The 13,931-nt window shown below is 73.7% G+C and carries 10 protein-coding genes and 3 tRNA genes; 4 read left to right on the forward strand and 9 right to left on the reverse strand.

The features are described from left to right. Positions 1 to 94: 94 nt before the first annotated feature. The 4 genes from AAG742_RS08955 to AAG742_RS08970 all read right to left on the reverse strand — a co-directional run bounded on the left by AAG742_RS08955 (position 95) and on the right by AAG742_RS08970 (position 4,316). On the reverse strand, positions 95 to 415 hold the full coding sequence (locus tag AAG742_RS08955; RefSeq protein ID WP_248116090.1) for a hypothetical protein: 321 nt from the start codon (positions 413 to 415) through the stop codon (positions 95 to 97). 1,366 nt (positions 416 to 1,781) lie between these two features. Continuing rightward, a tRNA-Met gene (locus AAG742_RS08960) sits at positions 1,782 to 1,855 on the reverse strand. A 58-nt stretch (positions 1,856 to 1,913) separates the two neighbouring features. Continuing rightward, positions 1,914 to 1,985: transfer RNA gene (locus AAG742_RS08965), tRNA-Thr, on the reverse strand. Between the two features lie 87 nt (positions 1,986 to 2,072). Continuing rightward, a complete protein-coding gene (locus tag AAG742_RS08970) occupies positions 2,073 to 4,316 on the reverse strand; it encodes a DEAD/DEAH box helicase (protein WP_298711788.1) in 2,244 nt (747 codons plus the stop codon). Between the two features lie 310 nt (positions 4,317 to 4,626). Between AAG742_RS08970 and AAG742_RS08975 the strand changes: the two genes are divergently transcribed. Beyond that, positions 4,627 to 5,238: a hypothetical protein gene (locus AAG742_RS08975; RefSeq protein WP_298711792.1), complete on the forward strand. Its 612-nt coding sequence runs from the start codon at positions 4,627 to 4,629 to the stop codon at positions 5,236 to 5,238. Between the two features lie 13 nt (positions 5,239 to 5,251). Here the strand turns inward: AAG742_RS08975 and AAG742_RS08980 are convergent, their stop codons facing one another. The 3 genes from AAG742_RS08980 to AAG742_RS08990 form a co-directional block, all read right to left on the reverse strand. Beyond that, positions 5,252 to 6,460, reverse strand: a complete 1,209-nt coding sequence (locus tag AAG742_RS08980) for an amidohydrolase (protein ID WP_298711794.1) — start codon at positions 6,458 to 6,460, stop codon at positions 5,252 to 5,254. Between the two features lie 76 nt (positions 6,461 to 6,536). Next, positions 6,537 to 7,802, reverse strand: a complete 1,266-nt coding sequence (locus tag AAG742_RS08985; RefSeq protein WP_298711797.1) for a cystathionine gamma-synthase — start codon at positions 7,800 to 7,802, stop codon at positions 6,537 to 6,539. 55 nt (positions 7,803 to 7,857) lie between these two features. Continuing rightward, complete coding sequence (locus AAG742_RS08990) at positions 7,858 to 9,345, reverse strand: cystathionine beta-synthase (RefSeq protein WP_298711880.1); 1,488 nt, start codon at positions 9,343 to 9,345, stop codon at positions 7,858 to 7,860. Positions 9,346 to 9,505: 160 nt separating this feature from the next. Here AAG742_RS08990 and AAG742_RS08995 point away from each other — a divergent pair, with 160 nt between their 5' ends. Both AAG742_RS08995 and AAG742_RS09000 read left to right on the forward strand, forming a co-directional pair. Beyond that, on the forward strand, positions 9,506 to 10,549 hold the full coding sequence (locus AAG742_RS08995) for a 3-methyladenine DNA glycosylase (RefSeq protein ID WP_343282069.1): 1,044 nt from the start codon (positions 9,506 to 9,508) through the stop codon (positions 10,547 to 10,549). 169 nt (positions 10,550 to 10,718) lie between these two features. Next, entirely contained in the window at positions 10,719 to 11,183 is a 465-nt protein-coding gene (locus AAG742_RS09000) for a hypothetical protein (RefSeq protein WP_343282070.1), read from the forward strand. Between the two features lie 9 nt (positions 11,184 to 11,192). Here AAG742_RS09000 and AAG742_RS09005 read toward each other — a convergent pair whose 3' ends face one another. Further along, positions 11,193 to 12,968, reverse strand: a complete 1,776-nt coding sequence (locus tag AAG742_RS09005) for an AMP-binding protein (RefSeq protein WP_343282071.1) — start codon at positions 12,966 to 12,968, stop codon at positions 11,193 to 11,195. 113 nt (positions 12,969 to 13,081) lie between these two features. Beyond that, positions 13,082 to 13,163: transfer RNA gene (locus tag AAG742_RS09010), tRNA-Tyr, on the reverse strand. A gap of 220 nt (positions 13,164 to 13,383) precedes the next feature. Here AAG742_RS09010 and AAG742_RS09015 point away from each other — a divergent pair. After that, positions 13,384 to 13,872 carry a YajQ family cyclic di-GMP-binding protein gene (locus tag AAG742_RS09015; RefSeq protein WP_248116108.1) on the forward strand — a complete coding sequence of 163 codons (489 nt, stop codon included), beginning with the start codon at positions 13,384 to 13,386 and terminating at the stop codon, positions 13,870 to 13,872. Positions 13,873 to 13,931 lie beyond the last annotated feature (59 nt).

The following is a 13,931-nucleotide window of genomic DNA, read 5'->3' on the forward strand; positions in this document are numbered from 1 at the left end:
ACCGCCGGGGCCGGACACGACGGCGGTCCGAGAGCCGGGGCGGGCGACCCGACGGCCGGAGACGTCGGCGCCGGGAGCGGCGACGGTGCGGGCCTCAGCCGCGAGGCCGCCCGCCCTGGCGACGCGCTGCCTGGCGGAAGCGGACCATCTGGGCCGCCAGATGGACCAGGACGCCCAGGCCCAGCACGACGAGGGCGGCCTGGGAGAGCGGGAGCCGGTGCGTGGCGGAGCCGACGACGGAGAGCACGATCCCCACGAGGAAGAGGCCGGAGCCGGTCAGCACCATGCGGCGGTACAGGGAGGAGCCGTGCTCCCACGGGGAGACGAAGCCGGCGGGCTCTCTGCGGCCTGCAGGCCGGGCGGCCGGACGGGCCGCGCCGCCGCGCGAGGGGCTCTGACGGGGGCGCGAGGACATGCCGTCAGGCTACCGGTCCGCGACGGGATCGTGACCTCCTCGTGATCACTTCGTGAGGGCACGGTTAAACCTGGGAGATCCCTGCACCTTCGGAACGTCTCGGTTCCATCCGGCTGTCACCATGATCTCCGCGAGCCCTGAGGCGACGCCCCCCGCACCCTGATCTCCCGCCGCGGTTTCACCCTGACCGCGGCCGGCACCGTCACCGCCGGAGCCAGCCTCGCGGCTGCCGTCCCGGCCGCCGCCACCACCCAGCTGCTCGCCCTGAGCCCGATCACCCTGAGCCCGATCGCCCTGAAGTCCCGTCCCTGGTCCTACGGAACCGTCATCGGGACCATCCCCGCCGGGTCGATCGCCACCGCGGTCGGCCCGCGCGAGGGCGAGTGGATCCTCGTGAGCCACCAGGGGACGGTCGGCTGGGCCTACGGGACCCATCTCGTGCCGGCCGGCGACGCCGCCGGCCGCGTGTACGCGACGAGTGCCGCCTCCCTGCGGGAACGCCCGCGCTCCACCGCCGCGACCGTCGGGATGATCCCCAGCGGGGCGGTCGTGGCGACCACCGGCGTGATGTCGGGCGAGTGGCAGTCGGTCCGCTGCGCCGGGACGTGGGGCTGGGCCTACGGCCCCCAGCTGCGGACCCTGACCGAGGCGCCCACCACCCGGTTCCATCAGCCCTTCACCGCGGGCGACGCGTCCTCCGTCTACCACGTCTACGCGGACGGCCTGGATCTCGAGAAGCCCGTGGGCCTGGCGTGGTTCTTCGACGGCGACTACTTCTCGGCCGACCGCTCCCGCGTGCTGCGGCCTGACGGCACCGAGATGCGCGGGATCGCCGCGGAGGCCAACCGTCGCAACTGCGTCCTCGTGGCCGTGGTCACCCCCCGCCCCGTACGAGACCGGCTACGGCTACACGTGGTGGAGCAACCGCCCGCGCAACGGCGCCTGACACCGGCAGCTCAACGCCCACCCGAGGGGTCGGTTCCCGTTCATCTCCGCCGCCCGCCAGTGGATGATCGGCTACTCCGGCGGCGCCGAGTTCATCTCCATGCACCTCATGGCCGAGCGCCAGTTCGAGGCCTGGCGCGGAGCGGGGGCGACCATCGTGGGCGGCGGAACCCCCCCTGCCTCGGTGGACTCCACCAGCCCGTCCTTCCGACGCGTCCAGGCGACCTGGCACGTGAACGGCGGGGACGTGGCCGGGGAGACGATCCCGCCCACCTGGTCCGCCCTGAGCGCCGGGACGACAGGAGAGCGGCGGTACAGAGAGGGCTCCTCCTACCTGCGGACGCGGCTGAACGTGTACCCCGCGCGGGGGTGCCGACGCAGAAGGACCCGGCCTCCGTGGAGGCCGGGTCCTTCGTGTTCGTAGCGGCGGGGGGACTCGATCCCCCGACCTCACGATTATGAGTCGTGCGCTCTAACCAGCTGAGCTACACCGCCACGACATGAGAGCGCCCGCGCTCGCGGCGCATGCCGAGAGAACGGGCTCTCATGTCAGAGCCCCGACCGGGAATCGATCCCGGGACCTCCATCTTACCAAGATGGCGCTCTACCACTGAGCTATCGGGGCAACGAGGTGAAACCCTACCAGGTGTTCGCGCAGAGTTCCAACTCGCAGGCGGGCGGCGCCGAGACGGGGCCCGGCGCCGCCCCGGCATCAGCGGCGCGGGCCACCGTCGCGACGCTCCTGGGCGCCCCAGCGGGGCTTCTTCGGGCCGGCCGAGGGGCCGCGGTCCGAGCGGAACCCGCCGCGGTCCTCGCGGTCCTTCCTGAAGCCGCCGGTGCGCTCCTCACGGCCGCCGAAGCCGCCGCGGTCGTCACGGTCCTTGCGGAACCCGCCGCCCTGGCCGCGGTCGTCACGGTCCTTGCGGAACCCGCCGCCGTGGCCGCGGTCGTCACGGTCCTTGCGGAACCCGCCGCCGTGGCCGCGATCGTCACGGTCCTTGCGGAACCCGCCCCGGCCGCCGCGCTCGCCACGGTCATCGCCGTCGCGCTCCCCGCGCGTCGGGCGCCCGGTGTCCTTGCGCATGTTGAGCCGGCGCCCGTTGATCTCAGCGCGCCCGGCGGCCTCGAGCTGGGCCGGGGTGAGGTCGGCGGGCAGCTCGACGAGCGAGTGGTTTCCGCGCAGGTCGATCGCGCCGATCTGGGAGGCGGGCAGGCCCACCTCGTTGGCGAGGGCGCCCACGATGTTGCCGGGCTTGACACGGTCCGTGTGGCCCACGCCGATCCAGTACGTGGCGTTGCCGGCCGCGGGCTCGCGGGCCGGACCACGGGAACCGCGCCCGTCCGCGCTGCCGCCGCGCTCGGGACGGTCCTGGCCCCCACGGCCCTCGCGCTCGGTGCGCGCACGGCCCGTGTGGGTGGGGATGTCCTGCTCGGTGGAGAGCAGCGGGCGGCCGCCCTGCGCCATCATGGCGAGGGCCGCGCCCACGCGGGACGGCTCGATCTCGTGCTGCTCCACGTACTCGTCGACGAGGCTGGCGAAGGTCTCGAGCTCCTGGTCGCCGGCGCGCTCAAGCGTCTTGGTGATGGTGTCGGAGAAGCGCTTGAGGCGGGCGGCGTTGACCTTCGCCACGGACGGCACGGCCATCTCCTCGACCTCCTGGCGCGTGGTGCGCTCGATCTGCTTCAGCAGGTAGCGCTCGCGGGGGGTCATGAAGAGGATGGCGTCGCCCGTGCGGCCCGCGCGGCCGGTACGGCCGATGCGGTGCACGTAGGATTCCGCGTCCTGCGGGATGTCGTAGTTCACCACGTGGGAGATGCGCTCCACGTCCAGGCCGCGGGCGGCGACGTCGGTGGCCACGAGGATGTCCACGCGGCCGGCCTTGAGGTCCTCCACGGTCTTCTCGCGCTGCTTCTGCGCGATGTCGCCGGAGATGGCCACGGCCTTGAAGCCGGCGCGGGTGAGGCGCTGGGTCAGCTCCTCGGTGGCGGCGCGGGTGCGGACGAAGGCGATGACGCCGTCGTGGTCCTCGGTCTCGAGGATGCGGGTCATGGCCTCGAGCTTGTACTGGTGGCCCACCTGCAGGTAGCGCTGGCGGATGGTGGCGGACGTCGTGGACTGACGGGACACGGCCACCTCCTCCGGGGAGTTCAGGTACTGCGCGGAGATCCGGCGGATGGCCGGCGGCATGGTGGCCGAGAACAGCGCGGTCTGCTTCGACGCGGGGGTGGAGGCGAGGATGCGGTCCACCTCCTCGGCGAAGCCCATGCGCAGCATCTCGTCCGCCTCGTCCAGCACGAGGGTCTGCAGCTGGGAGAGGTCCAGGGAGCCGCGCTCGATGTGGTCGATCACGCGGCCGGGGGTGCCGACGACGACCTGGGCGCCGCGGCGCAGCGCCGAGAGCTGGGGGCCGTAGGGCGAGCCGCCGTAGACGGCCAGCACGGACACGTCGCCGAGATGCTTGGCGTACGCGTCGAAGGCCTCGGCGAGCTGGAGCGCCAGCTCGCGCGTGGGGGCCAGGGCGAGGATCTGCGGGGCGTCGGCGCGCCCGTTGACGTCCGAGGCCTCCGCCAGGCGGGAGAGCGCCGGCAGCGCGAACGCGCCGGTCTTGCCGGTGCCCGTCTGGGCGAGGCCCACGACGTCGCGGCCCTCGAGCAGCAGCGGGATGGTCGCCTCCTGGATGGGCGAGGGCGCGGTGTAGCCCAGGTCCTCGATCGCGGCGAGGACGCGTGCGTCCAGGCCCAGGTCGAGGAAGGTGGGGCCGGCCGGCTCGTCCTGCTCGGCCTCGACCGAGCCGGTGTCGTCCTGCTCGGAGACGAGGTCGGCCTCCGGCGAGGCCTCGGGGGCGCCGGCGGCCAGGGACTCGGGAGTCTCGTCCGACGGCGGGGCGGCGAGGGCCTCGTCCGAGACGATCGGATCCTGGTTCTCGGCGGCCTGGGGGGTGTCATGGATCGACATGGGTGTCCTCCTGAGGGGGTGCGCAGGCGGCACTCAACGGCGACGGTCGCGGGTCGTCGTCGAGGGTGCGGGTCTGCTGGGGGAATGGGAAACCGTTCACCCGGCGAGCCCCCGGGACCACGACGTTCGTGGTCCTCACACACATCTGCACGACATCTGCAACACCGGCGTGGCACACGCGTCCACGCTCATTCACTCAGGGGGGTAAGTCCGGATACCGGTCCCCACCACTGTACGCCCCCGCGTCCGCTCGGGCGAGACCCGACGGTGTGCCGTGCAGCACCGTCCGCGGCGACGCTAGGCTCGGAGCGTGGCAGACAACAGCAGTGACCACCGTCTCGCACGTGCCGCCGGCCGTGCCACCCGGGCCTTCCAGGAGCGGCAGCGCGCGGACGACGCGCGACTGCGCGAGGAGCGCGCCCGCCTGCGGCGCGAGGACGAGGAACGGCTCGCGGACCGTCGTGCGGCCCGGGTCCGCGCGCTGGACGAGCGCGACGCCGCCGAGGCCGGTCTCGTGCACCCGCTCCTGCGCCTGGCGCGGATCTGGTGGATCGCCGTCGCCGTCCTCCTCGCGGCCCTGTCCGCCGCGCTGCTCTGGAGGGGCGCGCAGGCGGAGCGCGAGGGCGGTCCGGTGACCGACCCGCTGACGGGGATCGAGTCCGTGGGACCGCTCGGCGGCGCCACGGGCCAGTACATGCTGGGCGGGCTCGCCGGGATCCTCGCGCTGGCGGCCCTGTGGGGCTGGATCGGGCTGCTGCGCCGCCGCCGCGGGGCGATCTCCTCCCTCACGTTCCTCACCCTGGTGGTGGCCGTCCCCTCGTTCCTGCGCGGCAACGCGCTCCTGATCGCGCTCGCGGTGCTGCTGATCATCGGCACCGCGCTCGTGTGGCTGCCGCCCGTGCGCTCGCGCGTGCGGCGCTGAGCGCCGTCCGCGCTCAGTCCTCCACGGGCCGCGTGGGCGCGACGACGGGGCGTGCCGCCGCGGTGTCGTACTCCATGACCGGGCGCCCGCCGATCCAGACCCGCAGGGCGCGCTGCATGACGTCCAGCGGGTCCCCGCTCCACAGCACGAGGTCGGCGTCCTTGCCCGGGGCGAGCGAGCCGATGCGGTCCGCGAGGCCCAGCACCTTCGCGGGGTTCAGCGTGATGGCCCGCAGCGCGGTCTCCGGGTCCAGGCCCTCCTTGACGGACAGCGCCGCCTGGTAGACGAGGAAGTCGATCGGGATGACGGGGTGATCCGTGATGATGCTGATCTCCACGCCCGCGCGCGCCAGGCGCCCCGGGTTGCGCATCGAGCGGCCGCGCAGCTCCGGCTTGGACTTCGTGGTGAACAGCGGGCCGATGAGCACCGGCACGCCCCGCTCCGCGAGCAGGTCGGCGATCGGGTGGGCCTCGGTGCCGTGGTCCAGCACGAGCTCGTAGCCGAACTCGTCGGCGATGCGCAGGGCGGTGGCGATGTCGTCCGTGCGGTGGCAGTGCTGGCGCCACGGGATCTTCCGCTCCAGCACGAGGGCGAGGGCCTCCATGTGCGGGTCCGCGGTGAACGGCTTCCCCTCGGCCTCCGCCTCCGCGCGGCGGGCCATGTAGCCCTGCGCCTTCAGGAACGCCTCGCGGATGACGAGCGCCGTGCCGAGACGCGTGGACGGCGTGCGGCCCTTCTCCTTGTACACGTTCTTGGGGTTCTCCCCCAGTGCCGACTTCACGCCCGAGGGGCTGCGCAGCACCATCTCGTCCACGGTGCGGCCGTGGGTGTGCAGGGCCACGGCCTGCCCGCCGATCGGGTTGCCGGAGCCCGGGTTCACGTTCACCGTGGTGACGCCGCCCGCGAGCGCGTCCCGGAAGCCCGGCTCGTTGGGGTCCACCGCGTCGATCGCGCGCACGCCCGCCATCACGGGATCGGTCATCTCGTTGACGTCCGCGGTCGCGCCCACCTCGCCCTCCGCGTGCATGCCCAGGTGCACGTGGGCGTCCACGAAGCCGGGCAGCAGCCACCTCCCCTCGCATTCCACGACGTCGGCGCCCGCGGGCACCTCGACGTCGGCTCCCAGCGCGGTGATCCTCCCGTCCTCCACGAGGAGGACGCCGTCGAAGGGCTCGGACTCGACGGGGACGACATGGGCGTTCGTGAAGGCGATGATGCTCATGTGACCCACACTACGACGCCGGCCGGACCCGGCAAGGGGTCCGGCCGGCGTCGTGGACGGCGCGGGACGCGTGCGCTCAGGCCTGGAGGCCGGCGAGGGCCTGCTCGAGGTCCGCGATGAGGTCCGCGGCGTCCTCGATGCCCACGGAGAGGCGGACGAGGTCGTCCGGGACGGCGAGCTCGGTGCCGGCCACGGAGGCGTGGGTCATCTCGGCCGGGTAGTTCATCAGCGACTCGATGCCGCCGAGGGACTCGGCCAGCTGGAAGAGGCGCGTGGACTCGGCCACCTTCTTGGCGGCCGCCGCGCCCCCATGGAAGCGCACGGAGACCATGCCGCCGAAGCCCCGCATCTGGCGCTGGGCGAGCTCGTGGCCCGGGTGGTCCGGCAGGCCCGGGTAGAGCACGTGGGACACGGCCGGCTGCTCGAGGAGCCACTCGGCCACGGCCTGCGCGTTGGCCTGGTGGCGGTCCATGCGCACGCCGAGGGTCTTGAGCCCGCGGGTGGTCAGGTAGGCGTCGAACGGGCCGTTCACGGCGCCGGCCGCGAACTGCTGGAACTTCACGGCCTCGGCGATCTCCGGGTCCTTGATGACCACGGCTCCGCCCACGACGTCCGAGTGCCCGCCGATGTACTTGGTGGTGGAGTGCACCACCACGTCCGCGCCGAGCGCGAGCGGGGTCTGGAGGTAGGGCGTGGCGAACGTGTTGTCGACGACGAGCAGCGCGCCCCCGGCATGGGCCGCCTCGGCGATCGCGGCGACCTCGGAGACCTTCATCATCGGGTTCGAGGGGGTCTCGAGCCACACGATCACGGGGCCCTCGGCCTTCGCCTGCTCGACGGCTGCGCCCACGGCGGCGACGTCGGCCATGTCCACCACGGCGTGGCGCACGCCCCACTTGGCCAGCACCGTGGAGATGAGGCGGTAGGAGCCGCCGTAGACGTCGTTGCCCAGCACGACGGTCACGCCCGGCTCGGCGGCGCCCATGATGAGCGCGGTCTCGGCGGCGAGCCCGGAGGCGAAGGTCAGGGCGGTGGCGTTCGGGGTGCCGTCCTCCCCCACGCCGGCCTCGAGCGCGGCCAGCTGGGTCTGCAGGGCATCGCGCGTCGGGTTGGTGCCCCGCCCGTAGTCGTAGCCGCGGCGCAGCTCGCCGATGGCGGTCGGCGCGTAGGTGGTGGACAGGTGCACGGGCGGCACGACGGCGCCGAACACCTCGTCCAGCTCCTGTCCGGCGTGCACAGCGCGGGTGCCGAAGCCGGCGCCGCGCGGACGGGTGTCCGGCGTGGAGTCGTGCTCCGGGGCGGTCTCGCCGGTGAAGCTCTGCGTGGGGTCCTCGGTGGTCATGGGTGCGTCCTCTCGCGTCGGGGCGGCGTCGGGTCGATCGGCCGGGTCGGTGGGATCAGGCGGTGGCGTAGGCCAGCACGTCGTGCAGTGTCAGCACGCCCACCACGGTCCCGCCGCGGGCGACGAGCAGGGTGGGGTCCTCCAGCAGGCGTCGCGCCGCCTCGCGCAGGCCGGTGGCCGCGCCGATGAGCGGCAGGGCGGCGCCCATGGCGTCCGCGACCTCGGAGTCCGGGCTGACCCGGCCGTCCGCGAGGCGCGCCGCGAGATCGTGGGCGGACACGGTGCCGCGCACCTCCCCGATCCGCAGGTCGTGGCGGGGCTCGGCGACGACGGGCAGCGCGTCCACGCCGTAGCGCGTCATGGTGTCCACTGCGTCCGAGACCGACGTGGTCGGCGCCGCGGTCACGATCGTGGGCACCGAGCCGGGGAACAGGTCCTCCTTGTCCTCCAGCAGCGCGCCCACGGTGGCGTCCCAGCGCCCGCCGCGGGGCGCCGTGGTCGTGGCCTGCGCGGCGTGCGGGACGGCGGAGCGGGTCCGGCCGCGGGCCCACCCGGGCAGCACGGTGTCCTGGCCGTCGCGGGCGAAGCCGCGCTCGTCCATCCACGCGTCGTTGAAGATCTTGGCGAGGTAGCCGCGGCCGGAGTCCGGCAGCACGATCACCATGACGTCGTCCGGGCCGAGCTCGCGCGCGGCCCGCAGGCCGGCGGCCACGGCGAGGCCGGAGGAGCCGCCCACGAGCAGGCCCTCCTCGGCGGCGAGCCGCCGGGTCATGGCGAAGGCCTCCTCGTCCGAGACGGCGATGACCTCGTCCGGCACCGAGCGGTCGTAGTTGTCCACCCAGATGTCCTCGCCGACGCCCTCGACGAAGTACGGGCGCCCCGTGCCGCCGGAGTAGACGGAGCCCTCCGGGTCCGCGCCGATCACGCGGACGGGGCCCGACGCGCGGTCCGCGGAGACCTCCTTGAGGAAGCGGCCCGTGCCGGTGATGGTGCCGCCCGTGCCCGCGCCCATCACGACGTGGGTGACGCGGCCGGCGGTGTCCTCCCAGATCTCCGGCCCCGTGGTCTCGTAGTGCGAGGCCGGCGCGGCCGGGTTGAAGAACTGGTTCGGCTGGAACGCGCCCGGGATCTCCCCCTCGAGGCGGTCGGCCACGCCGTAGTACGACTCCGGCGAGTCCGGGGCGACCGAGGAGGGCACGACGACGAGCTCCGCGCCGTACGCGGAGAGCACGTCCCGCTTCTCCTGGCCGACCTTGTCCGGCGTGACGAACACGGTGCGGTAGCCCTTCTGCTGGGCCACGAGGGCGAGGCCCACGCCGGTGTTGCCGGAGGTGGGCTCCACCACGGTGCCGCCGGGGAGGATCCGGCCGTCCTTCTCCGCCTCCTCGATCATCCTGAGGGCGATGCGGTCCTTCACGGAGCCGCCCGGGTTCAGGTACTCCACCTTCACGAGCACCGTGGCGGCGACGCCCTCGGTCACCACGTTGAGCTTCACGAGCGGGGTGCGACCGATCAGCTCCAGGACGGTCTCGGCATAGCGCATGCCGCCTCGCTCGGGCGCGGGCACGGGGGTGGCGGAGGACGCGGCGGCGCCCGGGACGGGGGAGGTCTGCTCAGTCACGTGCTCCACGCTACGCCAGGGGCCGGACGCCGTCAGGGGCGTCGAGGACACGCGGGGCAACGTGCGGTGTACGGTGCACGGCATGACCGCCCCGGACGCCGTGCGCCACCTCCGGGTGTCCACGCCCGTCGACGTGGCCCTCACCCTGCGGCCCCTGCAGCGCGGGGCCGCCGACCCGACCGTCCGTGCCACCCCCCAGGGCGTGTGGCTCACGCGCCGCGAGCCGGCCGGGCCCGATGCCGTCCACGTGGGTGCCGGGCCGGCCACCCTCCTGGTCTCTCCCGCGGTGCGCGCCCCGGACGGGGCCGGGGGCTGGAGCATCACCGCCCGCGCGTGGGGCCCGGGGGCCCGCGCCGCGGTCGGGAACGCCGAGGCCCTGCTGGGGCTGGCGGACGCGGGCTGGCCGCAGTTCGACGCCGTGGCCGATCCGTCGGCGGACCCGCCGGGGGTGGGCCCGCCGCTTCCGGCGCACGTGTGGCGCGTCCGCCGCCTCCGGCCCGGGCTGCGGCTGCCCGCCGCGGGCGCGCTCGCCACCCAGCTGATGACCGTGGTGCTGGAGCAGAAGGTCACGCACGACCAGGCACGCCACGGCTGGCGCACCCTCGTGCGGCTGGCCGCCGCCCACGACGCCGAGCCCGTCCCGGGCCCCGCTCCCGCGGGCATGCTGCTGCCGCCCACCGCGGAGGCCGTGCTGCGGATCCCCTCGTGGGACTGGCACGCGCGGGCGTGGGTGCAGCCCTCGCAGTCGAGGACGGTGCTGGAGGTCGCCCGGCGCGCCGAGACGATCGACCGGCTCGGGCGCGACGTCTCCCCCGGCGACACCGCAGGCCTGGCACGACTGGCCCGACGCCTGGAGTCGATTCCTGGCATCGGCCCATGGAGCACCGCCGAGGCGCTGCAGCGCAGCCACGGCGCGGCCGACCTGGTCTCGGTGGGGGACTTCCACCTCGCCCAGTTCGTGGGCCAGGTCCTCACGGGACGGCGCACGGACGACGCCGGCATGCTGCGCCTGCTCGCCCCGTGGGCCGGGCATCGGCACCGGGTGGTGCGGCTCATCTCGCTCAGCGGCGAGCGCAAGCAGGCCTTCGGGCCCAAGCTCGCCCCGGCGGACCACCGGCGGTACTGACCCCCGCTGCGTCGGCTCCTGCACAGGCGGCTGCGGCCCCGCGCGTCGTCCCCTGGACAGCCACGGCGCGGCCGCCGCTCCGAACGGGCCTCCTAGCGTCGGCCTGGAGCGCGCCGACCGGTGCGCTCGAGGCGGGGCCGAGGCCGGCCCCCGACGGAGGGAGCCGACCATGACCACCGCTTTCGAGGACAGCCGCCGCACGCACGGGCGAGCCCGGCACGAGCCCCACGGCCCCGGCCGGCCCGGCCCGCTGCGCCCAGGCGTGCGCGCCTCGGTGCTGATCGTCTCGGCGGAGCCGGACGCGGAGGCCGCGCTGCGGGACTCGATGTCCTGGATCACCGCGTTCGAGGACGACTGCGGTCTCGTGCTCGACCACGACGAGACGAGCCTCTACGCCGTGGCGCCGGCGTCCGACCTGCGCCGCCCCGACGCGGAGGACGCCGCGGAGGGGGACGCCGCCCGGGACCCGTCGGACTTCATCGACGCCGTGCTGCTGCACGGCCAGTGGCGGCTGCGCGGCGAGGGCGGGCACTCCGGCTCTGCCTGGAGGGACCTCTACCGGCAGGCCGTCACCGAGGCCGCCCCGGATGCGCTGTGCACCGTGTGGGACGTCCGACCCCTCCCCGCCGCCTGAGCCGGGGCCTCAGGCCCCCGCCGCGCCGATCACCGCGGCGCCCTCCTCGCGCAGCTCCACCTTGCGGACCTTGCCGGAGACGGTCATGGGGAACGCGTCCATGATGCGCACGTAGGCGGGGATCTTGAAGTGGGCGATCCTCCCGGTGGCGAACTCGCGGACCGCTTCGACGGTGAGCGGCTCGGCACCCTCGCGCATGATCAGGCAGGCCATGAGCTCCTCGCCGTACCGCTCGTCCGGCACGCCGACCACCTGCACGTCCTGGACGTCCGGGTGGGCGTGGAGGAACTCCTCCACCTCGCGCGGAGAGATGTTCTCGCCGCCGCGGATCACGAGGTCCTTGATGCGTCCCTCGATGCGGACGAACCCGTCCGCGTCCATCGAGGCGAGGTCGCCCGAGTGCATCCAGCCGTCCTCGTCGAGGACCTCCGCGGTCTTCTGCTCGGCGTTCCAGTAGCCGAGCATCACCGAGTAGGCGCGGGTGCACAGCTCTCCGGTGGCGCCGCGGGCCAGGGTCTGCCCGGTGACGGGGTCGACGACCTTGGTCTCCACGTGCGGCATCGAGCGACCGACGGTCTGGGTGCGCGCCTCGAGGGTGTCGTCGCGGCGGGTCATGGTGGAGACGGGGGCGGTCTCGGTCATGCCGTAGCAGATGGCGACCTCGGACATGTGCAGCTCGTCGATCACGCGTCGCATGACCTCCACGGGGCACGGGGACCCGGCCATGACGCCGGTGCGCAGGGTGCTCAGGTCCAGGGAGGCCGCCTCGGGGCGGGCCAGCATCGCGATGAACATGGCGGGCACGCCGTAGAGGCTCGTGGCGCGCGTGGCGGCCGCCGCGGTGAGGGAGTCGAGCGGATGGAACGCCCGGCCCGGGATGACGCTCACGGTGCCGTGGGAGACGGCCGCGATCACGCCGATGACCATGCCGAAGCAGTGGAAGAAGGGCACCGGGATCACGAGGGTGTCCGCCTCGGAGTAGCCCAGCAGCTCGCCGATGTGGAACCCGTTGTTGAGGATGTTGCGGTGGGTCAGCGTGACGCCCTTGGGGAAGCCGGTGGTGCCCGAGGTGTACTGCAGGTTCACGGGGTCCTCGGCTCCGGTGGCGGCCTCGCGCTCGGCGAGCTGCTCGTCCGAGACCTCCGCGGCCCGTGCCAGGAACGCCTCCCACGTGGCCTCCTCGGCCGCGGCGTCGGCGGCGCGGCCGGCCACCTCCCCCGGGCGGGCGTGCGCGAAGGGCTCATCACCCGGGGCGCCGGCGGGCAGCATGATGAGCTGCTCCAGCGCGGGGGCTCCCTCACGGGCCACCTGCCGCGCGATCGCCGGCGGGTCCATGCGGGCGTCCGGGCAGGCCACCACGAGGCCACGCATCGCGCACTGCTCCACCACGTAGGTGAGCTCGTGGCTGCGGTACGCCGGGTTGAGGTTGACCAGGATGACCCCGGCGCGCGCGGCGCCGTAGAGCAGGGACGTCCACTCCGCCACGTTGGGGCTCCACATGCCGATGCGGTCGCCGTGGCCGTAGCCGGCGGCGATCAGCGCCTTGGCCACGGCGCGGGAGTGCTCCGCCAGCTCCGCGAAGGTCCAGGAGCGGCCGGTGTGCGGGTCGCCGCCGGGTCCGCACTCGACGACGGCGGGTGCGTCCGGCAGGCGAGCGGCGGTCTCGTCCAGGTTCTGGGCGAGGGTCTGCTCCAGGAGCGGCACGTCGTCCGGACCCCGCGTGGACGCCGTCTCCTCCGGGCGGGCGGGATCGGTGGGCTGCGTCACGCTGGGACTCCTCTGCATGTGATGCGGATCACATGCAGGCTACGTCCTCCCCAGCCCTCTCCGCCACCCGGCGCCGGACATGAGAAGACCCCGGGAACGACGACTCGGTCCCGGGGTCTTCTCATGTCCCGTGGCAGATGAGGGATTCGAACCCCCGAAGGCAGTGCCAGCTGATTTACAGTCAGCCCCCTTTGGCCGCTCGGGTAATCTGCCGGGCGACTGGACGGACGCGCGCGCCTCGTTCGAGGCACCGCACCGTTCAGGCGAGAGACGACTGTACCGCATGGGCTCAGGAGACGCCCAATCGGGCCGGGGCGCGGCGTCGTCGGACCCCGGTAGGCTGGCCCGCAGGCGCCCCGGGGCGCGCCGGGCGCCTCGCGCGACCTGCCCCGAGGCACGGACAGCCGTACGCGAGCAGCAGGAGGAGACAGCGATGGCCGGTGATTCCACGTTCGATGTGGTCAGCAAGGTGGACAGCCAGGAGGTGTCCAACGCCCTGAACCAGGCGCAGAAGGAGATCGTCCAGCGCTACGACTTCAAGGGCGTCGGCGCGGAGATCGACTTCTCCGGCGAGAAGATCCTCATGAAGGCGAACTCCGAGGAGCGCGTGAAGGCCGTCAAGGACGTCTTCGAGTCCAAGCTCGTCAAGCGCGGCATCTCCCTGAAGTCCCTCGACGCCGGGGACCCGTTCGCCTCCGGCAAGGAGTACCGGATCGAGGCCTCCATCAAGGAGGGCATCGACCAGGCCACCGCGAAGAAGATCACCAAGCTGATCCGGGACGAGGGCCCCAAGGCGGTCAAGGCCCAGATCCAGGGCGACGAGCTGCGCGTGTCCTCCAAGTCGCGCGACGACCTGCAGGCCGTCATCGCGATGCTCAAGGACTTCGCGGACGCCGACCTGCAGTTCGTCAACTTCCGCTGACCGTCCGCCCCGCCGATCCCCCATCGAGCCCCCGGCCTGACCGCCCCGCTCCGCCCCGA

The sequence above is a fragment of the Micrococcus sp. 2A genome (genome assembly GCF_039519235.1).
Taxonomy (GTDB): Bacteria; Actinomycetota; Actinomycetes; order Actinomycetales; family Micrococcaceae; genus Micrococcus.

What these genes read in the sequence shown, in the direction of transcription:
- AAG742_RS08955 (WP_248116090.1), bottom strand. Translation starts at nt 415, where the DNA reads ATGTCCTCGCGCCCCCGTCAGAGCCCCTCGCGCGGCGGCGCGGCCCGT.
- AAG742_RS08970 (WP_298711788.1), bottom strand. Translation starts at nt 4,316, where the DNA reads ATGTCGATCCATGACACCCCCCAGGCCGCCGAGAACCAGGATCCGATC.
- AAG742_RS08980 (WP_298711794.1), bottom strand. Translation starts at nt 6,460, where the DNA reads ATGAGCATCATCGCCTTCACGAACGCCCATGTCGTCCCCGTCGAGTCC.
- AAG742_RS08985 (WP_298711797.1), bottom strand. Translation starts at nt 7,802, where the DNA reads ATGACCACCGAGGACCCCACGCAGAGCTTCACCGGCGAGACCGCCCCG.
- AAG742_RS08990 (WP_298711880.1), bottom strand. Translation starts at nt 9,345, where the DNA reads ATGCGCTATGCCGAGACCGTCCTGGAGCTGATCGGTCGCACCCCGCTC.
- AAG742_RS08995 (WP_343282069.1), top strand. Translation starts at nt 9,506, where the DNA reads ATGACCGCCCCGGACGCCGTGCGCCACCTCCGGGTGTCCACGCCCGTC.
- AAG742_RS09000 (WP_343282070.1), top strand. Translation starts at nt 10,719, where the DNA reads ATGACCACCGCTTTCGAGGACAGCCGCCGCACGCACGGGCGAGCCCGG.
- AAG742_RS09005 (WP_343282071.1), bottom strand. Translation starts at nt 12,968, where the DNA reads ATGCAGAGGAGTCCCAGCGTGACGCAGCCCACCGATCCCGCCCGCCCG.
- AAG742_RS09015 (WP_248116108.1), top strand. Translation starts at nt 13,384, where the DNA reads ATGGCCGGTGATTCCACGTTCGATGTGGTCAGCAAGGTGGACAGCCAG.